The following is a 23,623-nucleotide window of genomic DNA, read 5'->3' as shown; positions in this document are numbered from 1 at the left end:
GCATGCGGGGTCGTCGCCGTCGCGAGGTCGCGGTCGCAGCGGGCCGCTTCGGCGAGCAGCCGCGCATCGTCGACGCACGTAAAGCCGTTCAGGTAGCGCCAGCGTGCGTGCCGCTCGATCATGGCGTACGCGTATTCGACACAGGAAAACTCCCGGCGCAGGAGCGCGTGCCGGGCTTCGGTGAGCGTCAGGTGTCCCAGGGTGGGCATCGTCGTCGGTCCTCGTGACAGGGGATCGTCACAAGGTAGGGCGCGCCGATTTTGACGCCCATCATCACAATGGATGACCCCGGCCGACGGCCGCGCAGCCGGTCACGCCAGCGCGGCCGCCAGGCTCGCGCGGTTGGCGACGCCCTTCTTCGCCATCACGCGCCGCAGATGCGTGCGGACCGTCGAGAGCCCAATGCCGAGCGTGCGCGCGACGTCCTTGTCGGTATAACCGGCGGCGACGAGCCGCGCGACGTCGCTCTCGCGCTCGGTCAGCCCCGCGCACGCGTGGCGCCGCCGCAGCAGCGCGCGCCGGAAAAACGGCTCGATGCCGTTCAGCAGCAGCTTGTCGCGTTCGGTGAAATCGGGCCGCCCTTGTGCGCGCCAGATGCGCAGGTCGCCGACGTGCGTCGCGCCGTCGAACGCGTAGACGTTGATGCCGTGGTGCATGCCGTCGCGGCACAGGAAATCGTTGTAGAACTCGGTCTGCTCCAGCTCGCGCCGGCTCACCACCTCGTCGACGCAGGTCGCCACGCGGCGCGCACGCAGATGCGACGTCACTGGATCGATATGCTGGAACCATGCTTCGTACCGGGCGATCTGCAACGGATCGACGTTGTACGCGAACCCGTTGCGCCACAGGCCGGTTTGCTCGTCGCAATCGAACGATGCGGCGAAATCCGCGCGAAGCAGCTGCGTGATCGCGGGCAGCACGACCGTCCTCACATCGACGACCGGCCCCAGTTCCTCCAGGCGGGCGACGATGTCGCCGAACAGCCGGAGTTCCTCCGGCGTGATATCGGACACGGCAAGGTTCATGGCGGACGGTTCCTCGGCAAGCCGGTGGAGAACACCTGTATCGAGCGCTTCGACGAGCGATTCCGCGACTCAGGCCCGAACGAGCACGGGTTCGTCACGATGCGCCATGTTACCCGGCTGATCGACGCGTCGCGTATCGCTTATCGAATACGACACCGAGCGGGCGCAGGGTTCGCCCCGGCCATCCAGCACCGGGGCCGGTCGCCCCGGCGCACGAGGCCAGGCAGCCGGTATCCCGGGGAGAACCACGGCCGGCCAACTGCGGCACGACGGGCCGCTGCGTCATGGCGCACGCGTGAAGACCCGGTCAGCGGCCGGCAGCCGCCACCGACGCCTGCCATTGCGCGGCCACGCCGGCGTAATCCCTGACCTTGAAGGCGGAGCCGTCCTGGACGTGGACCCAGCCGAGCGTGCGCTCGGCGAGCGGCTTGTCGTGGTCGTCCGTCGCGATCTTGACGATGGCACGCGCACGCACATGCACGAGACCGTCAGGGTAGTCGGACGACGGGTTCGCCAGCGTCACCGTCACGAACGGCCCGAGATCCTGCAGCAGTCGAGCGGCCGGCGGATTGTCGGCCATCAGCAACGAGCCGCCCTTCACGCGGTCGTCCACGCGAATGGCCGTGCCGCCCGGCCGCCGCTGCGCAGCGGTCGGCTGCGACATCCACAGCACGTGATCCGGGTTGAGATAGACCACATCGGGATCGCCCATCGCGTCGCGGGTTTCAATCCGGGGTATCGGCATGCACAGTCTCCAGTCGAATATCGGGCACCGAATGCGGGTGCGGCGGCACCATGATGATGCCGCAATATGTCGGCTTGCCGCGTGTCTTGCGGTGAATGGCGCGACCGCCGTTGGCTGGATGGCCGAGCGCGGCACACGTTTCTGCTGCTCTGGTGTGCCGATGCCGTCGATCGGCGGGTGACGCCGCTTCGCATCAACGCGATCAGCGACCGGGCAGCGCGCCCGCACCGGCTACCCTCGCCACGTTGCGTCCGCAAGCTTCGCCACCAGCTCGTCGTACACGACCCGGATGCGCCGGGGCATCGGCCCGCGTCGCGGCCGATAGACGTGCAGCTTCCACGGCTCCGGCTCGAGGCCGGGCAGCAGCCGCACGAGGCGCCCCTTGTCGATATATGGCCGGACGAGATACTCCGAGCACTGCGCCAACCCTACCCCCGCACACACGGCCTCGATCTCTACCTCGGTGTCGTCGGTCAGATACGCCGGCGACGACGGGACGAACTGGTGCTCCCCGCGAAACATCCACGGCCACGCCCGCCCGCTCGCGCGGTCGATCAGGCACGTCACCGGCATCGATTCGAGGTCCTTGCGGCTTTTGGGCTCACCCAGCCGCCGGATCAGCGACGGCGCGCCGACGATCCACATCGGCAACGGCCCGACCATGCGCGCGACGAAGCGGTTGTCGCCGATCGCCCCGACGCACACACCGATGTCGATCTGTTCGTCGACCACCGGCGACGGCACGTCCGACAGCCTCAGGTCGGGCACGAGCCCCGGATAGCGCCGCATGAGATCGCTCAGGATCGGCTGGACGTAACGACGCCCCATGCCCGACGGTGCCGTGATCCTGACGACGCCCACCGGCTCGTCGGCCTGGCCGGTCGCGGGCCCGAACAGCCCGTCGACGGCGGCCAGCGCCGTCTGCGCGTCACGCGCGAACGCTTGCCCGAACGCGGTGATCCGGATGCTTCGGGTCGTCCGGTGAAACAGCGTTTCGCCGAGCATCTCTTCCAGTTCGCGCACCGCTCGCGTCACGACCTGCGGCGATACGCCCAGACGCGCGGCCGCCTCGCGGAACGTGGGCGCCGCGGCAGCCGCGGAAAAGATCTTCAGGATGTCGAGTCGGTTGAGCATGGAGAACCCTCCTGGCACGCACAGGCGGCCGCGCTTTTCATTCCCGAAACGGGAATTCTGAATGCGTCATTGTTCCATTTTTTTACGATGGGCGAGCGACCACAATGCACATCAAGCGTGCATCGCAATCGATTCGACTTAGCCACATGCGGCGCTTTCATCCATCACTCTGGAGCATCTCATCATGAACGCAAGCACGAAACCGGTCCAACTCGACGGCCGCATCGCCCTGGTGACGGGCGCAAGTTCCGGCATTGGCCGCGCATCCGCAATCGAACTCGCGCGTCGCGGCGCGAAGGTCGTCGTCTCCGCGCGGCGCAAGCCCGAGCTCGATCAACTGGTCGACGAAATCATCACCGCCGGCGGCGATGCCAAGGCCTTCGTCGCGGACGTCGCGAACGAAGACGATCTGCGCAAGCTGTTCAATTTCGCAGTAGAGACCTACGGACGCCTCGACATCGCGTTCAACAATGCGGGCACGGAAGGCGTGTTCGCGCCGCTGCTCGAGCAGGATGCCGAGCGGTTCGACAGGGTGTTCGAACCGAACGTGCGCGGCGTATTCAATTCGATGAAGTTCGCCGCCGAAATCATGCTGCGGCAGGGGTCGGGCAGCATCATCAACAACGCGTCGATGGGCGGGCTGATCGGCTTCGAGAATGCGTCGGTCTATATCGCGAGCAAGCACGCGGTGATCGGGATGACGAAGACCGCATCGATCGAGTGGTTCAAGCGTGGCGTGCGCGTGAACGCACTGTGCCCGGGGCTGATCGAAACGCCGTTCCATCATCGCGGCATCTGGCCGTCGGAGGAGGCGCAACAGGCGTTTGCCGCATCGACGCCGGCAGGACGCTGGGGCTCCGCCGAAGAAATGGCGACGATCGTCGCGTTCCTCGCGTCGGACGATTCCAGCTATGTGTCAGGGCATGCGCTCGTGGCCGACGGCGGTTACTCGGTGGCATGACCGGTGAAGCACGAGGCCGGGCCGTGGCCGCCTTCGCCGCAACCCGGCGCCGGCTACGCCACCGCCTGCCTCGCATGCAGCCGCAACGCGAGCCACGCGATCCCGACCGCCACCGCGCCGACCACGCCGCCGAACGTGCCGACCCACGGCAGCCCGAAGTCGCCGGCGATATGGTTGCCGATCAGCGCACCGGCGCCGATGCCGACGTTGTACAGCCCGGAGAAGATCGACACCGCCAGGTCGGTGCCCTCCGGCGCCAGCTTCAGCACCCATGCCTGCATGGCGAGGCCGAAGCAGACGATCGCGCCGCCCCAGACCAGCGTATGCACGGACAGCGTGACGATGTTCAGCGCGCACGGGAACAGGATCAGCAGGCATCCCGCCAGCGCGACGATCGACCCGAGCAGGAAGTCGTCCGGACGGTGCGGATAGATGCGGTTGAAGCAGATCGCGGCCGGTATGCCGGCGATGCCGAACAGGATCAGCACGTAGGTAATCCGGCTGCTGCTCGCGTGATTGACGCTCTGGACGAACGGCTCGATGTACGTGTACGACGTGAAGTGCGCGGTCACGACCAGCACGGTGATCGCGTACAGCGCCACCAGCGCGGGCTTGCGCAGGAACACGCCGATGCTGCTGAGCGACCCGGCGCCCTGGCTCGGCAGCACCGGCAACGTGGCGCGCAGCAGCAGCAACGCGACAGCGGCCGCACCGGCGATGATCAGGAACGTGACCCGCCAGCCGAACGTCTCGCCCACCACGCGCCCGAGCGGAATGCCGGCCACCATCGCGATCGCCGTGCCCATCGCCAGCAGGCTGAGCGCGCGGCTTTTCCGGTCGCTCGGCGCGAGTCGCACGGCCAGCGGCACGGAAATCGACCAGAACACCGCATGCGCGCACGCGATGCCCAGCCGGCCGACCATCAGCACCGCGAAATTCCACGCGACGCCGGTCACGACGTGGCTGCCGATGAACACCAGCAATGCCCCCATCAGCAGCTTGCGACGCTCGACATGGCGCGTGGCCAGCGTCAGCGGCAGCGACACGACGGCCACGGCCCACGCGTAGATCGTCAGCATCAGGCCGACGTCGGTCGGCTGCATGTGCAGGCTGTCGCCGATCGCGCTGAGCAGCGCGACGGGCACGAATTCGGTGGTATTGAAGATGAAGGCGGTGAGTGCCAGGGTCAGTACGCCCCACCACGAGTGCTTGGAACTGACGGCGTCCGGTGTAGCCATACCTGGAATCGGCGAGACGAGGGTTGGGGGCGCGCGGCGCGGAGAACCCGGCCCGGCGATCGCCGCGATTGTACCAGCGGCATATGACACGGCGCGGCGCGGGATGGCCGCGGGACATGGTCATGACACGGCCACGCGCCGATAATGTGCCGACCGGCTTCTCACGACCCGTTCGCTCGAACCCCATCGAGCCAGGAGATTCACATGCGCATTGAAACGTCTTTTCTGTTCGATCTCGACGGCACGCTCGTCGACAGCGTCTACCAGCACGTGCTCGCGTGGAAGGAAGCGCTCGATGCCGAAGGCATCGAACTGTCGGTGTGGCGCATCCACCGCAAGATCGGCATGAGCGGCGGCCTGTTCCTGAATCAGCTGCTGCGCGAGACTTCAGGCGACCTCGACGCCGAGCGCGTCGAGCGGCTCGCCCGCCTCCATGCGGCCGCGTACCAGCGGCTGCGCGCGCAGGTCCGGCCGCTGCCGGGTGCGCGCGAACTGCTGGCCGCGCTGTCGGCGGCCGGCATTCGCTGGGCGATCGCGACCAGCGGGCGGATGGAAACGGCCGCCATCAATCTCGAGGCGCTCGGCGTCGATCCAGCGAAAAACGTCGTGGTCACGCGCGACCAGGTCAAGTATGCGAAGCCGGATCCCGACCTGTTCCTGACGGCCGCCGCGCAGCTGAACGTGCCGATCGAACACACGGTCGTGGTCGGCGACAGCATCTGGGACATGCTTGCCGCGGCCCGCTGCCGCTCGCTCGGCGTCGGGCTGCTGTCGGGCGGATACGGCAGCGACGAACTCGAACGCGCGGGTGCGCTGCGCGTGTACGACGATCCGGCCGATCTGCTGTGGCATCTCGACGAGATTGCGGCGCGGCCCTGAACCGCCCGAGGCGCCCCTTCGCCGACGGCACCTTCTCGGGATCGCCGTCGGTGGGGTCAGGCCGCGAACGACCACCGGCCACGCCCCCGCCGGATCGACACCGGGCCACCGCGCGGCTCAATCGTCGTCGATACGCTTGTCGATCAGGTAGCGGCCCCGCTCGACGCCCGCGAGCAGTGCTTCGCTCTCGGTCATCCAGTCTGGGCCGTCGGCCGCCGGCGCGGCCAGCTCGATGCGCTCGCCGCTCACATACACCTGCACCTCGTCGCGCCACGCGCCGCTGTCGTTGCGCCGCGCCCACACCCGGATCTCGTGCCCGCGATACGGGTCGCGAACCTGTGCTTCCTGTTGATTTTGCACGGTGGCCTCCTGTACCAGTCTGCGATGACGATGCAAAAAATGCGCGCTGCCTGATCGCCGCGCGCCCCGTCGGCCCGGTGCGCACGCGCCGTGCCCGGTGCCGACCGGCCGGCACGCGGCTTGCGCGCCGACCGTACGTCGAACCGCGGCCGGCATGCGCCGCGTGCCCGTGAAGCGGTTCAGCGCCCTGCAACCGGACGACGATCCGCGCACCGACGCCTTCCCGGCTTTGCTCCCGCAGCCGGCTCGCGGATCGAACGTCCCGCCTCTTCGCCAAGGAGCTTCGCGTGAATCCGACGACCGATCTGCTCTCCTTTCTCGTGACGCGCCAGCTGGCCGGGCGCATGCGAACCGGCGCATGGCTCACGGCCGGGCAGCTCGTCGACGCGCAGCGTGTATGGCTCGCGCACCATCACGCCGAATGCGGATGGCTGGCGCGGGTCAGGATCGCGGATGCGTCCGCGACGATCGCGCAAGGGATCTACGACATCGCGGTCGCGGCCCGCGATCCCGACAGCGGCGAACGTGTGCGGCTCGACGCCGATTCGCCGGAATTGCACGCGCTACGCGAACGGTGCGATGCGCTGTTGCAACGCATCGACGACGACTCGGATATCGGCCCGCGATGACCGCGGGATCGGCGATCGTGTAAAAACGACAGTCCCAAGCCACCGGCAGGCACGACGATAAATCAAACGTGTGCAAGATGGCCTGCGTGTCATCGTTTTTGCACTCGCAAAATCGATTTACGCGCCAAACGAGCTTCCATAGTCGGTTTTCAGCAGCGGCTGGATCGGCCAACAGGCGCTTTCATCGGGTTGTATTGCCCGACGATCGAGTCTGCGCCGCGGAAACGGAGCACAACGCGCCGGGAACGGCAGTCGGTTCAGGACCGCCGAGACCGGAACCGGCCGGCCGGCGCACGGAAATCGCCGCTGTGCAGCACCACGCCGCCGTTGCCATCGGCCAGCACGTTCGCGCAGGTGGCTTCGATGCGCGCGCGGCCCCGTTCGAACGCATCGCGCAGGTCGGCTTCCAGCGCCGACGGCGCGCCGAAATGATCTTCCAACGCTTCGACCGTGATCGCGCAGGTCTGCGGTTCGCCATCGACGTCGACGACGAACCGCAACTGCATCTCCGCGCCGTCGAACACGGGCGGCTCGTCGACCAGCGTCACGCGGCGAGGGGAATCGACCGGCATCGTCTCAGGCGCCCCGCGCCGAAAGACAATCGACCCGCGCGCCTTCGGCCGCGCGCACGCGCCACGGTTCGCCGCGTTCGACCTTCTCGAAACCGTCGACCGCGACGATGGCTACCTTGCAATGATCCAGCCTGCCGCTCATAAGACCCTCCATCGGCGTGACAGCACGCGTCGTGCCGTACCGGTCGCGCAGCAAGCCGCGTGCCTGCAAGCCCCTTCACTTGGGTGGTATCGGATGACCGCTCGATGCGATTACTGCAGACGGCGCGCAGCGTCGAGCATCGCATTCGTCAGCTCGATCGTCAGCGTCACGTGCTCGTCGGGCAAGCGGTCGAGCAGATCCTGCACCGTGCCGTGCAGGATCGCGTGCACGCGCATCCGCGTGCCCTCGTCGAGATTCGCATAGCGCTCCATCGTGTCGCAGTCGAGCACGAGCACGACCGAATGGCCTGCGATCTCGGGCGGCGGGTCCGCGGCCTCCGCCCACGCCGCCTGAAACATGATCCTGCCCGTTGCGACGTCGACATGGACCGTCGTATCGAGATCGTCGGCGTCGTTGTCGATCTCGTCGTTCTCCAGCCGGATCCGGGAATGCGATTGCATGATGTGCTCCTGCGTGATGGCGGGATGGCATGTCCTGCCTGTCGTTTCCAGCAACGTCCATGCCGCTGGTGGCACGGGCTCGTCGCACGGGTGATGCGCGCCGCGCGGCACGCAGTTTGTGCCGCCAGCGTCCGTACTACGCCTCGATGGCCCCCATGCAAGGCCGTCCGCCACACTTCCCGCGTGCACGGCAAACGCCCGCTCGCGAAGATTCCGTGGGGGCTGTCGTGCCGTCGTCGGTGATCGCGCACGGGATCTCCGCGACGCCGCCAATGACCGGGTATCGCCGACCGCGTCAGCACCAGCGCTGACGCGTTTGCGCCGCACAGCCGAGCCGCCACGCGAGCGGCAGCATCGGGGCAGTGGGTGGAGGAATCGTCATCGACGTCCGCTCGCCGCGTTCGGGAATGCAACGGCAGCGCGGATCGCCGCGTCGCCCCTCAACCCGCAAGCGGCTGCCGTGTCAGGGCGCGCGCAATGCCGCGTCGAGTTCGGCGCGCGTCACGTCGAGCGTCACGTCGCACTCGATCGCCGCATCCTCGACGCGCGGCTTGCGTTCGTCCACCGCGCGCCGCGCGCAGTCGCACAGATGCGTACGCACGCGCAGCCGGTCGGCCGCGCCGAGCGATGCATAACGCGTGATCACGTCCGGATCGAATCGCAGATCGACCGCGCAACGCCATTCGCGCGCGCCCTCGTCGGCTGGCTCGCGCACCCACGACACCTGGATCGTCAGCCGCCCGGATGCGTCGTCAGCATGCACGACGACGGTCGACTGCGACGGGAAGCCGTTCGCGAGCGCGTGCTCGAGTTCCGCGATGCGCTGTGACCGGCCGGGTGCGCCGCTCATCGTCGCACCATGCCCAGCAGCAGCGTGACGAGGAAGATCACGACGAAGATGTAGAACAGGATCTTCGCGATCTCCGCCGCGCCGGCCGCGATGCCGCCGAAGCCGAACACGGCCGCGACGATCGCGATGATGAAGAAGATGACCGCGTATCGCAGCATGGATACCTCCTGGATGGCCGCCGTCGTCAGTACACGTCGTCGCCGTTCACGCATCGTGCTGGTGCTCCGGTTTGCCGCGCCCCGGTATGGACGCCATTGTTTCGCGTGCCTTTTCGCTCATCGACCTGGCCGTCGACTGCTCCGGCGGCTCGATGTCCCTGTGGTTCGTCCTGCCGCGCCTGGCCGACCGCGCGGCGCCTGCCGCACGCTGCCGGCCTGCGATCGGGTTGGCATGATTGCGCGACTGTCGTTGGCGCGCACATCGACGCGACGGTCGGCACGTGCGCGCGATGCGCTCGCCGGCGACCGTCATGCGGCGTCGCGGCGCCGCAAGTCGGCCGGCGGAATCTTCATCGCCTGGCGATACTTGGTCACCGTGCGGCGCGCAAGCAGGATGCCGCGCCCCGCGAGGTTGTGCGCGAGCGCGACGTCGGACAGCGGATCGGTGTGCCGCTCGGCCGCGATCATGTCGCGGATCAGCACCTTCGCGGACGCCGCCGAGCACACGCCCTTGCCGGCCGCCTCGAGCTTGCGCGGGAAGAAATGCTTGAACTCGAACGTGCCGTGCGGCGTGGCCATGTACTTGTTGCCCGTCGCGCGCGACACGGTCGACTCGTGCAGGTCGAGTTCCTCGGCGATGTCGCGCAGCACCAGCGGCTTCATCGCGATCTCGCCATAGCGGAAGAAATCGCGCTGCCGCGCGACGATGCATTCGCCGACGCGCCGGATCGTGTCGAAGCGCTTCTGCACGTTGCGAATCAGCCAGCGCGCTTCCTGCAACTGCTGGCCGAGCGGCGAATCGCGCTCGCCGCTCGACTGCGCGAACAGCGTCGCATAGCGTTCGTGCAGCCGCGCGCGCGGCAGCACGGCCGGGTTGATCGTCACGATCCAGTCGTCGCGCACCTGGCGCACGATCACGTCGGGCACCACGTAGTCGCCGCGCGTGCTGCCGTAATGATTGCCGGGGCGCGGGTCGAGGCCGCGCACCAGCGCGCAGGCCGCGTGCAGCGTCTGCGGGTTGCAGCCGATGCGCCGCTGGATCTCGGCCGTCTCGCGGCGTGCGAGCCGTTCGAGATGCTCGCGCGCGATCGCTTTCGCTTCCGCGAGCGCCGGTGTGCCGGCCGCGATCGCATCGAGTTGCAGCACGAGACACTCGGACAGCGACCGCGCGGCCATGCCGGGCCGGTCGAGCATCTGCACGAGCCGCAGCGCGACCGCGAGATCCTGCTCCGACAACAATAGCGCGGGGTCGGCCGCGGCCAGCAGCTCGGCCAGTTCCTGGCGCAGGTAGCCGTCGTCGTCGAGCGCGTCGATCACGATGCGCGCGGCTTCGCGGTCGCGCCGGTTCAGTTGATAGAGCCGCAACGCATCATGCAGCTGCTGGTGCAGCGACGGTTCGACGGCCAGCCATTCGCCGGGCGACAGGCCGCCGGCATCTTCGCCCTGGCGGCTCGTGCCGCGCGGCGCGGGTGCCGCCGTCAACGACACTTCGGACACCTCCGGCACCTCGGGCACCTCGCCTTCCGGCACGCGTACGTCGTCGGTTTCGGGCACCGCTGCGGGTGCAGCGGCATCGGCCGGCTGCCCCGGTGCGTCGGCCGCAGGCTCCTCGTCGCCCTGGCCATCCTCGAGAAACGGATTCTGATCGAGCGCCTGCCGCAACTCCTGTTGAAATTCGAGCGAGGACAACTGCAGCAACCGCAGCGACTGCTGAAGCCTCGGCGTAAGTGCCAGATGCTGTCGCATCTGCAGCGCAAGCGTGACGGACATCGAGGGTCCTCCTGACGTTTCGCGGGTTTCGCTTCGGATACAGCATTCACGCAGCTTTCATGCCAGGCCAGCCGGTCGCCACGCGTCGCGGTTCGCGCGCGTTCGCTCCCGGCCGCGCGCGCGCCGGAACCGTTTTTTTTACAAGCCCACGGCAAGTTTTGGGCACGCATTTCGCGCACCGGCCCGCTCGACCGCGATCGCACGCGGATCCGGCAGGCGGCACGCGCGTCGCAGCGGCATCAGGATTCCGGCTTGTCCGCTTCGTCTTCGAGCTGCGCGAGCCGGTTGTAGATCGTCTTCAGGCTGACGTCGAGCACTTCGGCGGCCTGCGCCTTCACGCCACCGCATTGCGCGATCGTGCCGAGGATCAGCCGCCGGTCGACTTCCTCGAGCGACGTGCCGAACGGCACGGTCACGCGATCCTCGTGCGAATCGGCCAGGTTCGACAGTTCGTCCATGATCGGCGGCGGCAGCGTATCGATCACGTCCGTGTCGCTGAAGATGCTCGCGCGCTGCACGAAGTTGCGCAGCTCGCGCACGTTGCCGGGCCACGCATAGGTCTTCAACGCTTCACGCGCGGCCGGCGCGAAGCGCAGGTTCCGGCCGCTTTCGGCGTTGAACTGCTGCAGGAACGCATCGGCCAGCATCGGGATGTCGTCGCCGCGTTCGCGCAGCGACGGCAGCGGGATCGGAAACACGTTGATCCGGTGGAACAGGTCGGGCCGCAGCTTGCCGTCCGCCATCGCGGCTTCCGGATCGCGGTTGGTCGCCGCGACGATGCGCACGTCGACGTCGATCTCGCGCGTCGAGCCGAGCCGCGTAAGGCGCCCCGTCTCGAGCACGCGCAGCAGCTTGACCTGCGATTCGAGCGGCATCTCGGTGATCTCGTCGAGCAACAGCGTGCCGCCGTCCGCGCGTTCGAAGAAGCCCTTGTGCTGGCGCTCCGCGCCCGTGAAGCTGCCACGGTCGTGGCCGAACATCTCGCTCTCGACGAGGTTCGCGGCGATCGCGCCGCAGTTCACCGCGAGGAACGGGCCGCGCCGACGCAGGCTCAGGTCGTGCACCGTCTGCGCGGCCAGCTCCTTGCCGGTGCCCGATTCGCCCGTCAGCAGTACCGATGCTTCAGTACGCGCAACCCGGCCGATCGCGTCGTAGACGGCCTGCATCGCAGGTGAACTGCCGAGCATGCGGCCGAAGCGGCCAAGGCGCTGCAATTCCGAGCGCAGCTCGGCGATTTCCTCGTGCAGCGCCGTGGTGCGCGGCACGCGCGCGAAGATGCTGTTCAGCCGCTGCATGTTCAGAGGCTTCACCAGGTAGTCGGTCGCGCCTCGCCGCAATGCGTCGATCGCGGTTTCGAGGCTCGCGTGGCCGGTGGTCATCACCATTTCGCAGTGCGAATGCTTCGGCAACGCATCGAACAACTCCATCCCGTTGCCGTCCGGCAGCACGAGATCGCACAGCACGAGATCGGGGGGTTGTGTCGTGACGAGCGTGCGTGCTTCTTCGAGCGTCGCGGCCGTATCGCACGACAGCTGCTGCATGCGCGCGAGCGCCGCGAGCATCGTCCGCGTATCGGCGTCGTCTTCGACGATCAGGACGTAGGGCATCGTGGCTCCTTGTGAAGCGGCCCGGCGCGTGTGTCGGCCGAGGCCGCGGCGGGTTGCAGCGAAGTCCGGCCGCCGGTCGCACGACGACATGGCACGATCGATGCGCTCGTGCGGACTGGCTGTCCTCCCGTGAAAAGCAGTCCCTGTCAGTATAGAAGAGCGATGTCGCGCATTCGCCCATCATCGAATAAATCTATCCGAGAAGGTCACCCGCATTGCCAGATTCAATGCGTCGCAATCGGTAAGAACGTCATCGTTTTCGTGCGAATCATGCGGCGTGAAGTCGCCCCGATCACATCTTTTGCGCACTTCTTCGACAGATGCGGTCAAACTTTCCGGCCTGACTTTTCGCATGTCGAAAACCACGAGGGACGATACGCGGCAGCTCGACGGCCGGCGTTCGCTTCAGACCCTGCCGATTCACTCGCCGCGCACCGAGCGCCCTTGTGCGCTTCGTCAGTCAGTCGGCCGCAGCATGATTGCCGCCGTCGCGTGCTTTCGAGATCGCTTCGACAAGTTTCAGTTCGTCGTCGATCGACAGCGTCGTGTCGATCACTTCGCCGCCGAACGGTGCGAGCGCCGTGCTCAGCGCGTAGATGTCAAGTTGTGTCGCGGCCAGCCCGAGCGACACGGTGCCGGGGCGCACCTTGCGCGCGACGCGGTCGATCAGCGCGTCGTCCACCGGCCGCTCGCGCCATGCATCGAGCGACGATTCGATGTGCTCGACCACGCTGTCGAGCAGCGATCCGGGCGGCGTGCGCGCGGGGTCAACCGCATGCGCACGCAACTGTCCATCGGTTGTGCATTCGACGATCGCCACGCCCGACAGCGCGACGACGTGCCGGTCACGCAACGTATCGAGCTCGGCGAGCGCGCGATGGGCGGCCGCGAGGTCGGGATAAGACAATGCAATCAGCGTATTCATCCGCCACTCCGTGAAATCAGGCGGCCGGCTCAGGATGGCCGCGCTCAATGCGGCAGCCCGAACGCGGCCTTCAGGCTCGCGACGATCATCTGCATCGCGATCGCCGCGAGAATCATCCCCATCAGGCGCTGCGTCACCGCCGTCACGCGCGGCGACAGGTAATGACCGATCAGCGGTGCCGACAGCAACGAAACCGCCAGCAGCACGAGAAACGCGGCGAGCCCGAGCGCGAACGCGAGTTCCTGCCCGGTCGAGAACGCGCTGTGCCCGAGCACGATCATCGTCGCGATCGTGCCGGGGCCGACGAGCAGCGGGATCGTCAGCGGATAGATCGCGACGCTCTCGGCCGCCGCCGGGTCGGCGCCTTCGCCGTCGCCCGGCGAATGCTGGCGGCTCGGCGCGCCGTGCAGCATCGACAACGCGATCAGCAGCACCAGCAGCCCGCCCGCGAGGCGGAAATCGTCGATCGTCAGGCCGAACACATGCAGGATCGCGCCACCCGCGACCGCCGACACGATGCAGCCGACCGTCACGCCGATCGCGGCCGTCAGCGCGACCTTGCGGCGCACGCCGTCCGCCGCGCCTTCCGTCAGCGACAGGAACACGGGGATGTTCGCGATCGGGTTCATGATCGCGAACAGCGCCGCGAACACCTTGATGCAAAAGGTCAGGTCGAAGGCCACAGGCTGGCTCCCGTCTCGCGCGACGAAACGTGCTTCGAATCGTGCGCAGGTTCCGCATGGTTTCCGATGCACGGCGCGCGCCATGCTGCTACGATCGACGCACCGCGATCACGCATGACGGAGGGCCCCGACCGATGCAAGCCACCGACACCTTCATGGATCACGAAATTCGCGTCGATGCGACGCGCAACGCGAACGGCGCGTGGGTCGCGCAGGTGCGGATCTTCCGCGACGGCGCGCCGGTCGACCTGCCGGCGCCCGAGCTCGTCACACCCGAATGGCTCACGTGCGACGAAGCGTTGCGCGGCGGCATCGACCAGGGCCGCGTGATCGTCAAGACGCGCGACCGCTGACGGCGCGCGGCTCATCGGCGGTCTGCACCCGACGCAATCACGCATCGAAATCCAGATCGCCGATCAGGATCTCGCGATCGCGCTGGGTCCGCGTGCTGAAGTCGACCGGCAATTCCATCTGCCAGCGTTCGATCGTGACCGGCAGCGCCGCGAGATAGCGGTCGAAGCGGCTGCGGTCGGACTCGGCCAGCAGCGCATCGATCGCGTCGTCGCGCCACGCGAGCCGCGCGTTCAGCCGGTTCGGCAGCCCGATCGTCGACGTGAGGCCGATGACATCGACACAGGTCGGGCTACCCTGCCCGTCGTGCGGCACGACGTCCACCCTCACTTCGTCAGGCTGATACAGGCCGAGCACGCGCGCCGCGATGCGCGGCGCAAACTCGGTTTCGAAACGTGTACGGACATCGGGATTCATCTCGCCTCCGGGTTCGAATCATGTCGTCACGCCGCTGTCACGCGGCGGCAATCTGCCGCTCGAATGCCGCTTCCGCCTTCAGGCTGTCGAGATCGCGGCCGATCGTCGCGACCGCGAGCCGCGTGTTGCCGCGCCAGTACGCAATCGAGCAATCGTGTGCTCCGAGGTCGCCATCGATCTCGACACGATCGAATTGCTCCGCATGCCCGACATAGTTGATCGTCAGGTCGTAATGCTGGCTCCAGAAGAACGGCACCGCGTCGAATGGCCGTTGCTGCCCGAGCAGGTTGCGCGCCGCGACGATGCCCTGCCGCTCGGCGACGACCCAGTGCTCGACGCGAATACGATCGCCCGTCAGCGGATCGGGCCAGCGTGCGATGTCGCCGGCCGCGTAGATGCCGGGCGCACTCGTCTGAAGGAAGCGGTCGACCGTCACGCCGCGCTCGACCGTCAGCCCCGCGTCCTGCGCGAGCGCCACGTTCGGATGAACGCCGATGCCGACCACCACGAGATCGGCCGGCAGCACGTCGCCGGTCGACAGCGTCACGCTGTCCGGCGTGATCTGCGCGGGCGTCGCGCCGAGATGGAACACCACGCCGTGCGACTCGTGCAATGCCTTGATCGTGCCGCCGAGCGCTTCGCCGAGCACGCGCGCCATCGGAAGCGCATCGGGCGCGACGACCTGCACGTCGAGTCCGCGCGTGCGCAATGCGGCGGCGGCTTCGAGCCCGATGAAGCTCGCCCCGACCACGACGCAGCGGCGCGCCAGTTTCAGCCTGGCGATCAGCGCGTCGCAATCGGCGCGCGAGCGCAGCACGCACACGTGCGGCAGATCCGCGCCGGGCACGGTCAGCCGGTTCGGCTCGGCCCCCGTCGCAAGCAGCAGCGCGCCGTATCCGACGCGGCTGCCATCGGCCAGTTCGACCGCCTGCTGCGCGGGATCGATTCGTACGACACGCGTGTCGCATCGCACGTCGATATGGTGATCGGTGTAGAACGACGGCGAACGCAGCGGCAGCCAGTCGGCGTCGGCCGTGCCCGCGAGATAGTCTTTCGACAGGTTCGGCCGGTCGTAAGGCGGATCGGAATCGGCGGTGAGCAGCGTGACGGGATGCGGATAGCCTTCCTGCCGCAGCGTCACGGCGGCCGCGATCGCCGCGGCGCCGCCGCCGACGATCACCACCGATGCGGGCAGGCCGGCCGCGTTCAACGCAGGCGGCACGGCAGCCGGTTGCGCATCGAGCACGACGGCGCGGCCGTCGCGGCGTTCGACGCGCCAGCACGGCAATCCGTCGAGCGCCGGCGCGCGCAGCAACTCGCCGGTGCGCAGGCAGAACGCCGCGTGATGCCACGGGCAGCGGATCGTGTCGCCCTCCAGCAGGCCGTCGGCCAAGGGCGCGCCGTAGTGCGGGCACTGCGCGCCCACGGCAAACAGTTCGTCGGCACGGCGCACCAGCAGCACCGCGGCATCGCCGACATGGCCCTCGATCATTGCACCGTCGCCGAGATCGTCGAGCGCGATGCCTTGCGTGAGATCGGGACGTGAAGACGAGGAATCGCTTCCGGACATGACATCGCTCCCGCAGAGTCAGGTAACGATCCCATTATCGGCGTCCCTCATGAAAAGAACAGGTACAGACGCCCCCGCAGCGCACGCAAACACGGACTGTAGCTTGTACGGGATCCATGACGGGCGTAGAACGTCACCAACGCTGCGGCGCAACACGCGTGCCGCCCCGGCGCACGTCGCGCGTCCTGCGCAATCCGCCTGCTGCGCGCCTTCACCCTGTCACCCGGAGTGCTACCCGATGGCTACCGTCCTGTGCGTGCTCTACCCCGATCCCGTGGACGGCTATCCGCCGCGCTACGTGCGCGATGCGATTCCGGTCGTCACGCATTACGCGGACGGTCAAACCGCGCCGACGCCCGCCGGCCCGCCCGGCTTCCGGCCTGGCGAACTCGTCGGCTCGGTGTCCGGCGCGCTCGGCTTGCGCGGCTACATGGAAGCGCACGGCCACACGCTGATCGTCACGAGCGACAAGGACGGCCCCGACTCCGAATTCGAGCGCCGGCTCCCCGAAGCGGACGTGGTGATCTCGCAGCCGTTCTGGCCCGCGTACCTGACGGCCGAACGGATCGCGCGCGCGCCGAAGCTGAAGCTCGCGCTGACGGCCGGCATCGGCTCCGATCACGTCGATCTCGACGCCGCCGCGCGTGCGCACATCACCGTCGCCGAAGTCACCGGCTCGAACAGCATCAGCGTGGCCGAGCACGTGGTGATGACGACGCTCGCGCTGGTGCGCAACTACTTGCCGTCGCATGCGATCGCGCAGCAGGGCGGCTGGAACATCGCCGATTGCGTGTCGCGCAGCTACGACGTCGAAGGCATGCATTTCGGCACGGTCGGCGCGGGGCGCATCGGGCTCGCGGTGCTGCGCCGGCTGAAACCGTTCGGACTGCATCTGCACTACACGCAGCGCCACCGGCTCGATGCATCGATCGAGCAGGAACTTGCGCTCACGTATCACGCCGATGCCGCGTCGCTCGCGAGCGCCGTCGACATCGTCAACCTGCAGATCCCGCTGTACCCGTCGACCGAGCACCTGTTCGACGCGGCGATGATCGCGCGCATGAAGCGCGGCGCGTACCTGATCAACACCGCGCGCGCGAAGCTGGTCGACCGCGACGCGGTCGTGAACGCCGTCACGTCCGGGCATCTCGCGGGCTACGGCGGCGACGTGTGGTTTCCCCAGCCGGCGCCGGCCGATCACCCGTGGCGCACGATGCCGTTCAACGGGATGACGCCGCACATCTCCGGCACGTCGCTGTCCGCGCAGGCACGCTACGCGGCCGGCACGCTGGAGATCCTGCAATGCTGGTTCGACGGCAAGCCGATCCGCAACGAATACCTGATCGTCGATGGCGGCACGCTCGCGGGAACAGGCGCGCAATCGTACCGGCTGACATGACGACGCGACGCTGGACGCTCGACGCGCGGCAGACCATTCAGTCGAGACAGTAGGCGGCGAGCTTGCCGACGGTCACGACCGCCTGCTCGATTTCCGGCGACCACGGGCTGCTGTAGTTCAGCCGGATGAAATTCCGGTAACTGTCCGCGATCGAGAACATGTAGCCGGGCCCGATCGTGATCCCCTGCTCCAGCGCGAGCTGGTACAGCCGCATCGCATCGACCTGCACGGGCAGCTCGATCCACAGCACATACCCGCCCGCCGGGCTCGAGATGCGCGTGCCTTCCGGGAAAAACCGCGACACCATCGTCCGCATCAGGTTCGCCTGCTGTGCATACGCCTTGCGAATCCGCCGCAGGTGATGCTCATAGCCGTCGCGTTCGAGAAACTCCGCGATCGCGAGCTGCGGCAACGATGGTGTCGCGAGCGTGTTCAGGAATTTCAGCTTCTCGACCTGCTCGCGATAACGGCCCGGCAACGCCCAGCCGATCCGGTACGCGGCCGTCAGGCTCTTCGAGAACGACGCGCAATGCAGCACGATGTCGTGGCGGTCGAACGACTTCAGCGTGCTCGGATGCATGTTGCCGAAGTACAGTTCGTTGTACACGCCATTTTCGATGATCGGCAGATCGGCTTTCGCGGCGAACTCGACCAGTTCGCGCTTGCGCTCGTCGGGCATCTGGAAGCCGAGCGGGTTCTGGAAGTTCGGCATCACCATGCACGCGGCGATCGGCTGCGATTTCGCGATTGCGGCCAGCGCCGCGATGTCGATCCCGTATTCCGGATGCGTCGCCACCTCGATCGCCTTCATCCCCATCCGCTCGATCGCGTGCAGCATCGCGTAGAACGTCGGCGATTCCACCGCGATCGTGTCGCCGGGCTTCGCAACAGCCTGCAGGCACAGGTTGATCGCCTCCGTCGCACCGACCGTCACGATGATCTCGTTCGGGTCCACCGACATCCCGTTTTCCAGGTAGCGGCGCGCGATCTGCCGGATCAGCCGCGGATGGCCGGGCGGCAGCCCGTCCGTCACGCCCCACAGCGATTTGTCGCGGCCGGCCGCATACGCGTAGCGGTTCAGCTTCTCGAACGGGAACAGGCTCGGATCCGGATACGGCGAGCCGAGCGGCACCGCGTCGTCGGTACCGATCGAGCGCAGCGTCGACAGCACGAGCCGGCTCACGTCGACCGACGACGAGATCGCGATCGGTTTCGACGGCCGCAGCTCGCGCACCGGCGCATGACTGTCGTCGCGCCGCAGGTTCACGAAATAGCCGGACTGCGGGCGGCTTTCGAGCAGCCCGCGGCTTTCCAGCAGCAGATAGGCATGCAGCACGGTCGTGATGCTGATCCGGTGCTGCTGGCTCGCCTGCCGCACCGACGGCACACGATCGCCGTGTCGATATACGCCTTGCCGGATGAGTCGCTCTACGTCGTTTGCAAATTTCTCGTAGAGCTTCATCCGCCTCGCCCCGCCAGCGGTGAACCGGCCTGCGATGCATGGGCGGCATGGCCGCGCCGGTGCACGAAGCCGGATAGCCGTGCCCGGGCGCGGGCGTCCCGGTGCGAACCTCGTCCGTTATCGAAATTGAAGGCGGATAGCAATGCGAATCTCATCAAGACAAGGTTCGGCATCCTACTGCGTCATTTCGACGAATGTAAGTGACAGTTTGGCGAGGAAACGTGAAATCCGGCCGGCGTGGTGAACAGATTGGAACGCGACGGCGAACGGCCTCGCGCGATCGCACGAGGTAACGCTCCGGGCGCGATCCCGGCGCGCGTCATCACGGATTACCGACGGCCGTCGGGCAGCCATCACGCGAAGCCCGGCCATGCGCGGGCCTCGCGTGCGCTCAAGCGTCGTCGACGTTGTCCGCGTAGTGATCGATCGCGACCTTGCACTCGTCGAACACCACCGTCAGCATCGCGACGTCGTTCGACTCGACCCACTTGCGGATCTGCAGGAACTGCCCGGTGCCGAGATCGGCGACGCGGGCCGGATCGTCGGTCGTCACGTCGACGTTGACGACCGCGCGGTTGCCGGGCAGCGGCGACAGCGTCGCCGCGATGTCGAAGCGACGGTACGATTGATCGATGCGCATGCGGTTCTCCCGAAGCCGTTCGAAAGGGATGGTCTCAATCGAGTGCCTGACGGTAGACCTTGCCGCCGAATCCCGTCACGACGTTGTCGACCGAGAACGGCGTGTCTTCCTTCGCTTCCAGGATGACCGCGACGCTGCCGGGCACGAGCCGTGCCGCAACCGTCTCGACGAACGTGCCGTCGAGCAGCGCGTTGCCGGCCGCTTCCGCGAGAATGCCGGCCCCCGCGCCGGCCGCCATGCCGGTGACCACGCCCAGCGGCCCGGCCAGCAGGCCAAGCAAGCCGCCCGCGATCGCGCCGATCACGCCGCCCTTGAACGGCCGCGATTCGGCGTGGAGTACCGCGAGCTTGCCGGTCGCGTCCTTCTCGACGACGACGCCGTTCTCGACGTGGAATCCTTCATCTTTCTCCGACAGCGCCTCGAAATCGTTCGCGGCCTCTCGGGCCGTATCGACGCTGCCGAACACGGCGACGATCAGTTGCTTGGTCATTCGACACCTCGCTCGGTTGGATGGTCAGTTGCAGCCGCCGCCGCACATGCGGCACGGCCAGGTTCGATTCAGATGCCGGTGGCCGCCGCGCGTGCACGTGCCGCATCGGCATACGCGTGCGCAGCCGCCCGCTGCAGCCCGGCGACGGACGGCGCGCGAGCCAGCACCGGATCGGCATCGCGCGTGTCGCGCGCCAGCCGGTACGCGTCCGACGCCGCGTGCTGCAGTTCGATCGCCTGTTTGGTTTCAACGGTATGCGTGCTCATCCGGCACCCTCCTTGCAGAGACATGGACCATGCATGCGGCTTGCCGCTCGTGCGTCACCGGCGCGCATGCGCATCCTCCTCGACATCGTCGACGTCGGCCGGAAACCGATGCTGGCCGAAACTCAGGATCAGCACGCCCACCGCGAGCAGCACGATGCCGAACGTCGTCATCAGCATCCGTTCGGGGCTGTCGGTCGCACCGCGCAGGATCAGGTCGCGCGCGAGCGACGTCATCGCAATGAACAGCGGAAACCGCACCGGCAGCCGGCCGAGCCGCAGGTAGCGCACGTCCATTGCCAGCACTTCCAGATACAGGAACATCAGCAGCAGGTCGGTCAGCGATACTTCGCCCGCGAGCACGACCTTCCACGCTTCCTGCGTCATCGCGAACGCAGTCGCGAGCCCGATCACGATCAGCCCGGCCAGTTCGGCCGCGTGAAGGAAATGGCCGAAGCGGCGGCGAATGCGCTCGGCCGGCGAGCAGGGAATGGTGGTCGTATTCAAGGTGACAGTCGCTGTGTTGAGGCATGCGCGGCGCCGGGCGGCGGCGGGAAAGCCGCATCACGCGCGGCGGCATGCGCGGTATCGTGCGTGTTCGGCCCATCCGGCGCTTGAGGATCAGCCGCGCCGATCGCCTGCTCGACCGCGGACAGCGTCCGGCGGCAGCACACGTGGAACGCGTCGCCCGCGTCGGTGCAGGCGACATCGTCGTGCTCGCGGCACAGCAGCAAGCGGCAGCCGAGATACCGTTCGAGGCCGTCGATCCGTTCGCTCACCTGCGCTTCGTCGAGCCGCAGTTCGGACGCGGCGCCGGACAGGCCGCCATGCTCGACCACCGCGACATACACACGCATCGCTTCCAGCAGGTTCATGATGACGCTCCTCGTCGGCGGGCGCAGCGGGACCTAATCTACTGCACGCGGCACCGGCGCTCAAGAGCACAGCGCCGCGCACGCCAGGAGTACAGCTGCGCGGGCATCGCACGAAATCCGGCCCTGTTTGACGCATTCGAATGACAGATTGGCAATACGTGTTCCAAAGACTGGCCGAAGCTGCTAGATTGCTTGCTCGACGACGTTACGCGGTGCGGGCAGGTCACGCGCCGTGCGGCCGGCCGCCACCGCTGCGGCCCGTTGCGCGAGATCCGCGCAACGTCCTTCATCCGCATGACACAAAGAGAACAGTCGCATGACACAGTTCAACCGTTCGCCTTCGCGCGCCACGGCACTTCCGTCCCGACATGACTGACCGGCAGGCCACGATGCAGACACCTCCCCCGCTCTCCCAAAACGTTCACAGCACGATCACGCGCAGCGCGATCTTCCTCGTGGCGACGATCAATCCCGGCGCCGATCACGCCGACACGATCCGTTCATGGTGCGGCGACATCGCCGCGCTCGTGCGCTCGGTCGGCAAGCGCGTGCCGGGCGGCAACCTCACCTGCGTGTGCGGCTTCGGCGCCGACGCCTGGGATGCGCTGTTCGGCAACCCGCGCCCCGCCGCGCTGCATCCGTTCCGCGAATTCGGCGCGGGCCAGCGTGTCGCGGTCGCGACGCCGGGCGACATCCTGCTGCACATCCGCGCGGAAGCGATGGACCTGTGCTTCGAACTCGCGACGCAGCTGCTCGGCGCGCTCGGCGATGCCGTCACGGTCGTCGACGAGGTGCACGGCTTCCGCAATTTCGACCAGCGCGCGATGATCGGCTTCGTCGACGGCACCGAGAACCCGGAAGGCCGCGAGGCGGTCGACTTCACGGTGATCGGCGACGAGGATGACGAATTCGCGGGCGGCAGCTACGTGATCGTGCAGAAGTACCTGCACGACATGGCCGGCTGGAACGCGCTCGCGGTCGAGACGCAGGAGCGCATCATCGGCCGCACCAAGCTCGCCGACATCGAGCTCGCGCCGGACGTGAAGCCGTCGTGCTCGCACAGCTCGCTGACCACGCTCGACGAGGACGGCCAGGAAGTGAAGATCCTGCGCGACAACATGCCGTTCGGGCGCCCGGGCTCAGGCGAATTCGGCACCTACTTCATCGGCTATGCGCGCTCGCCGGCGCCGATCGAGCAGATGCTCGAGAACATGTTCGTCGGCCGCCCGCCCGGCAACTACGACCGCCTGCTCGACTACAGCCGCGCGGTCACCGGGTCGCTGTTCTTCGTGCCGTCCGCCGACCTGCTCGAAGCGCTCGCCGATCGCGCGGCGCCGGCCGCGGATGCTGACGCCGATGCCGCACAACCGGAACCGTCGTCGGCCACGCCGCATCGCGACGGTTCGCTGAAAATCGGCTCGCTGAAAGGCGTGCCGTCGTAAGGTCGCGTGCAGCCGGCAGCCCGGCGCGCAGACGCGCGCCGGGCTTGGCCAGGATTGCCGCAGTTCAGCCGATTGGCGCGCTTGAGCAGAGAGAACGTGCCGCGCCGGGACTGCCGCTCCGCGTCGACGAATCAGCCGACCAGAATGTAGAGCCAGTTCTTCGGCAACGCCCCGCCCGGGCCGTTGCTGCATGCCAGCAGCCGTTCACCGGATCGAGGGTGCATGATGCCGTTGCGGAACGTATCGATGGCCTTGCGCTCCAGGCGGTCGAACGCGTTCTCGACCTGGATATGCGCTTCCAGGTAGATCGGGCACATCAGTTTGAAATCGGGCTTGGTGGCCCGGTGTTTCGCCAGCCGGGTGTACAGGTCGCTGGTGATGCCGATATAGAACTTGCTGTACTCCGGCTTCGCGGCAAAAGCGTTCAACACCTGCGTCAAATGCCCGATGACTGCCTCGTGATTGATGACACCCACCTTCAGCATGTATTTGTTTTCGGGCGAGACGAGTTGTAGTGCCATGGATGACCTCCACGTGTTGTGAAGCTTCAATAGGCTGCGTCTATGATTCATCCG

31 protein-coding genes are annotated in these 23,623 nt (G+C 67.4%); 6 read left to right on the top strand and 25 right to left on the bottom strand.

The features are described from left to right. From G3N61_RS23025 to G3N61_RS23010, 4 genes are all read right to left on the bottom strand, one after another. The coding region (locus G3N61_RS23025) for a hypothetical protein (protein WP_205823667.1) at positions 1-209 on the bottom strand (209 nt) is incomplete at its 3' end. Between the two features lie 102 nt (positions 210-311). Further along, positions 312-1,025 (bottom strand): helix-turn-helix transcriptional regulator, encoded by a 714-nt coding sequence (locus G3N61_RS23020; RefSeq protein WP_043191963.1) that lies wholly within the window; start codon positions 1,023-1,025, stop codon positions 312-314. A gap of 307 nt (positions 1,026-1,332) precedes the next feature. Then, entirely contained in the window at positions 1,333-1,770 is a 438-nt protein-coding gene (locus tag G3N61_RS23015) for a hypothetical protein (RefSeq protein WP_205823666.1), read from the bottom strand. A 231-nt stretch (positions 1,771-2,001) separates the two neighbouring features. Beyond that, positions 2,002-2,904, bottom strand: coding sequence for a LysR family transcriptional regulator (locus G3N61_RS23010; protein ID WP_205823665.1), 903 nt, complete (start codon positions 2,902-2,904; stop codon positions 2,002-2,004). 184 nt (positions 2,905-3,088) lie between these two features. On the opposite strand from G3N61_RS23010, the gene G3N61_RS23005 reads away from it, so the two are divergent. Then, positions 3,089-3,865: a glucose 1-dehydrogenase gene (locus G3N61_RS23005; RefSeq protein ID WP_205823664.1), complete on the top strand. Its 777-nt coding sequence runs from the start codon at positions 3,089-3,091 to the stop codon at positions 3,863-3,865. A 53-nt stretch (positions 3,866-3,918) separates the two neighbouring features. On the opposite strand, the gene G3N61_RS23000 is transcribed toward G3N61_RS23005, so the two are convergent. Then, complete coding sequence (locus tag G3N61_RS23000; RefSeq protein ID WP_205823663.1) at positions 3,919-5,103, bottom strand: sugar transporter; 1,185 nt, start codon at positions 5,101-5,103, stop codon at positions 3,919-3,921. A gap of 204 nt (positions 5,104-5,307) precedes the next feature. On the opposite strand from G3N61_RS23000, the gene G3N61_RS22995 reads away from it, so the two are divergent. Continuing rightward, positions 5,308-5,982, top strand: coding sequence for an HAD family hydrolase (locus G3N61_RS22995; protein ID WP_122950589.1), 675 nt, complete (start codon positions 5,308-5,310; stop codon positions 5,980-5,982). Positions 5,983-6,099: 117 nt separating this feature from the next. Here G3N61_RS22995 and G3N61_RS22990 read toward each other — a convergent pair whose 3' ends face one another. Then, positions 6,100-6,342 carry a DUF6566 family protein gene (locus tag G3N61_RS22990; RefSeq protein WP_043191974.1) on the bottom strand — a complete coding sequence of 81 codons (243 nt, stop codon included), beginning with the start codon at positions 6,340-6,342 and terminating at the stop codon, positions 6,100-6,102. Between the two features lie 344 nt (positions 6,343-6,686). Between G3N61_RS22990 and G3N61_RS22985 the strand changes: the two genes are divergently transcribed. Further along, positions 6,687-6,971: a hypothetical protein gene (locus tag G3N61_RS22985; RefSeq protein ID WP_089454450.1), complete on the top strand. Its 285-nt coding sequence runs from the start codon at positions 6,687-6,689 to the stop codon at positions 6,969-6,971. A 257-nt stretch (positions 6,972-7,228) separates the two neighbouring features. Here G3N61_RS22985 and G3N61_RS22980 read toward each other — a convergent pair whose 3' ends face one another. The 10 genes from G3N61_RS22980 to G3N61_RS22935 form a co-directional block, all read right to left on the bottom strand. Then, complete coding sequence (locus G3N61_RS22980; RefSeq protein WP_205823662.1) at positions 7,229-7,543, bottom strand: DUF1488 domain-containing protein; 315 nt, start codon at positions 7,541-7,543, stop codon at positions 7,229-7,231. 4 nt (positions 7,544-7,547) lie between these two features. Further along, the gene (locus G3N61_RS22975) at positions 7,548-7,685 is read right to left on the bottom strand and encodes a hypothetical protein (protein ID WP_241017862.1); all 138 of its coding nucleotides are present in this window, start codon (positions 7,683-7,685) and stop codon (positions 7,548-7,550) included. A gap of 110 nt (positions 7,686-7,795) precedes the next feature. Further along, a complete protein-coding gene (locus G3N61_RS22970) occupies positions 7,796-8,146 on the bottom strand; it encodes a hypothetical protein (protein WP_205823661.1) in 351 nt (116 codons plus the stop codon). Between the two features lie 463 nt (positions 8,147-8,609). Then, complete coding sequence (locus tag G3N61_RS22965) at positions 8,610-8,996, bottom strand: DUF3022 domain-containing protein (protein WP_205823660.1); 387 nt, start codon at positions 8,994-8,996, stop codon at positions 8,610-8,612. Beyond that, positions 8,993-9,154: a DUF1328 domain-containing protein gene (locus G3N61_RS22960; protein ID WP_205823659.1), complete on the bottom strand. Its 162-nt coding sequence runs from the start codon at positions 9,152-9,154 to the stop codon at positions 8,993-8,995. Before G3N61_RS22960 ends, G3N61_RS22965 begins: the two co-directional genes overlap by 4 nt. A gap of 46 nt (positions 9,155-9,200) precedes the next feature. Further along, the gene (locus G3N61_RS22955) at positions 9,201-9,467 is read right to left on the bottom strand and encodes a DUF3008 family protein (protein WP_241017861.1); all 267 of its coding nucleotides are present in this window, start codon (positions 9,465-9,467) and stop codon (positions 9,201-9,203) included. Next, the gene (gene rpoN / locus G3N61_RS22950) at positions 9,464-10,924 is read right to left on the bottom strand and encodes an RNA polymerase factor sigma-54 (protein WP_205823658.1); all 1,461 of its coding nucleotides are present in this window, start codon (positions 10,922-10,924) and stop codon (positions 9,464-9,466) included. Before rpoN ends, G3N61_RS22955 begins: the two co-directional genes overlap by 4 nt. 239 nt (positions 10,925-11,163) lie before the next feature. Continuing rightward, entirely contained in the window at positions 11,164-12,531 is a 1,368-nt protein-coding gene (locus G3N61_RS22945; RefSeq protein WP_205823657.1) for a sigma-54 dependent transcriptional regulator, read from the bottom strand. 460 nt (positions 12,532-12,991) lie between these two features. Continuing rightward, positions 12,992-13,456, bottom strand: coding sequence for a DUF1269 domain-containing protein (locus G3N61_RS22940; RefSeq protein WP_089454367.1), 465 nt, complete (start codon positions 13,454-13,456; stop codon positions 12,992-12,994). Positions 13,457-13,500: 44 nt separating this feature from the next. Then, positions 13,501-14,139, bottom strand: a complete 639-nt coding sequence (locus G3N61_RS22935) for an NAAT family transporter (protein ID WP_089454366.1) — start codon at positions 14,137-14,139, stop codon at positions 13,501-13,503. 134 nt (positions 14,140-14,273) lie between these two features. Here G3N61_RS22935 and G3N61_RS22930 point away from each other — a divergent pair, with 134 nt between their 5' ends. After that, entirely contained in the window at positions 14,274-14,492 is a 219-nt protein-coding gene (locus G3N61_RS22930; protein ID WP_166959627.1) for a DUF6566 family protein, read from the top strand. Between the two features lie 37 nt (positions 14,493-14,529). Here the strand turns inward: G3N61_RS22930 and G3N61_RS22925 are convergent, their stop codons facing one another. Together G3N61_RS22925 and G3N61_RS22920 are read right to left on the bottom strand one after the other, a co-directional pair. Beyond that, positions 14,530-14,907 (bottom strand): DUF5594 family protein, encoded by a 378-nt coding sequence (locus tag G3N61_RS22925; RefSeq protein ID WP_205823656.1) that lies wholly within the window; start codon positions 14,905-14,907, stop codon positions 14,530-14,532. A 37-nt stretch (positions 14,908-14,944) separates the two neighbouring features. Beyond that, the gene (locus G3N61_RS22920) at positions 14,945-16,477 is read right to left on the bottom strand and encodes an FAD-dependent oxidoreductase (RefSeq protein ID WP_205823655.1); all 1,533 of its coding nucleotides are present in this window, start codon (positions 16,475-16,477) and stop codon (positions 14,945-14,947) included. A 238-nt stretch (positions 16,478-16,715) separates the two neighbouring features. Between G3N61_RS22920 and G3N61_RS22915 the strand changes: the two genes are divergently transcribed. After that, positions 16,716-17,876, top strand: a complete 1,161-nt coding sequence (locus G3N61_RS22915) for an NAD-dependent formate dehydrogenase (RefSeq protein WP_089454363.1) — start codon at positions 16,716-16,718, stop codon at positions 17,874-17,876. A 37-nt stretch (positions 17,877-17,913) separates the two neighbouring features. Here the strand turns inward: G3N61_RS22915 and G3N61_RS22910 are convergent, their stop codons facing one another. The 6 genes from G3N61_RS22910 to G3N61_RS22885 form a co-directional block, all read right to left on the bottom strand. Then, positions 17,914-19,338 carry a PLP-dependent aminotransferase family protein gene (locus G3N61_RS22910; protein ID WP_043192001.1) on the bottom strand — a complete coding sequence of 475 codons (1,425 nt, stop codon included), beginning with the start codon at positions 19,336-19,338 and terminating at the stop codon, positions 17,914-17,916. Positions 19,339-19,729: 391 nt separating this feature from the next. Continuing rightward, entirely contained in the window at positions 19,730-19,978 is a 249-nt protein-coding gene (locus tag G3N61_RS22905; RefSeq protein WP_205823654.1) for a hypothetical protein, read from the bottom strand. Positions 19,979-20,012: 34 nt separating this feature from the next. Further along, positions 20,013-20,468, bottom strand: coding sequence for a DUF1269 domain-containing protein (locus tag G3N61_RS22900; RefSeq protein ID WP_043192005.1), 456 nt, complete (start codon positions 20,466-20,468; stop codon positions 20,013-20,015). Positions 20,469-20,536: 68 nt separating this feature from the next. Beyond that, on the bottom strand, positions 20,537-20,734 hold the full coding sequence (locus tag G3N61_RS22895) for a hypothetical protein (RefSeq protein ID WP_043192007.1): 198 nt from the start codon (positions 20,732-20,734) through the stop codon (positions 20,537-20,539). A 54-nt stretch (positions 20,735-20,788) separates the two neighbouring features. Then, positions 20,789-21,238, bottom strand: a complete 450-nt coding sequence (locus G3N61_RS22890) for a phosphate-starvation-inducible PsiE family protein (protein ID WP_043192008.1) — start codon at positions 21,236-21,238, stop codon at positions 20,789-20,791. Continuing rightward, the gene (locus G3N61_RS22885; RefSeq protein ID WP_089454361.1) at positions 21,235-21,606 is read right to left on the bottom strand and encodes a LysR family transcriptional regulator; all 372 of its coding nucleotides are present in this window, start codon (positions 21,604-21,606) and stop codon (positions 21,235-21,237) included. Before G3N61_RS22885 ends, G3N61_RS22890 begins: the two co-directional genes overlap by 4 nt. Positions 21,607-21,974: 368 nt before the next feature. On the opposite strand from G3N61_RS22885, the gene G3N61_RS22880 reads away from it, so the two are divergent. After that, complete coding sequence (locus G3N61_RS22880) at positions 21,975-23,048, top strand: Dyp-type peroxidase (RefSeq protein WP_205823653.1); 1,074 nt, start codon at positions 21,975-21,977, stop codon at positions 23,046-23,048. A 131-nt stretch (positions 23,049-23,179) separates the two neighbouring features. Here G3N61_RS22880 and G3N61_RS22875 read toward each other — a convergent pair whose 3' ends face one another. Further along, positions 23,180-23,569 carry a GIY-YIG nuclease family protein gene (locus tag G3N61_RS22875; RefSeq protein ID WP_205823652.1) on the bottom strand — a complete coding sequence of 130 codons (390 nt, stop codon included), beginning with the start codon at positions 23,567-23,569 and terminating at the stop codon, positions 23,180-23,182. Between the last annotated feature and the right edge of the window lie 54 nt (positions 23,570-23,623).

This window comes from Burkholderia sp. Ac-20349 (assembly GCF_017104865.1).
Classification (GTDB): Bacteria; Pseudomonadota; Gammaproteobacteria; order Burkholderiales; family Burkholderiaceae; genus Burkholderia; species Burkholderia aenigmatica.
Note: the sequence above shows the minus strand (reverse complement) of the source record. Positions and strands in the feature narration are given on the sequence as shown.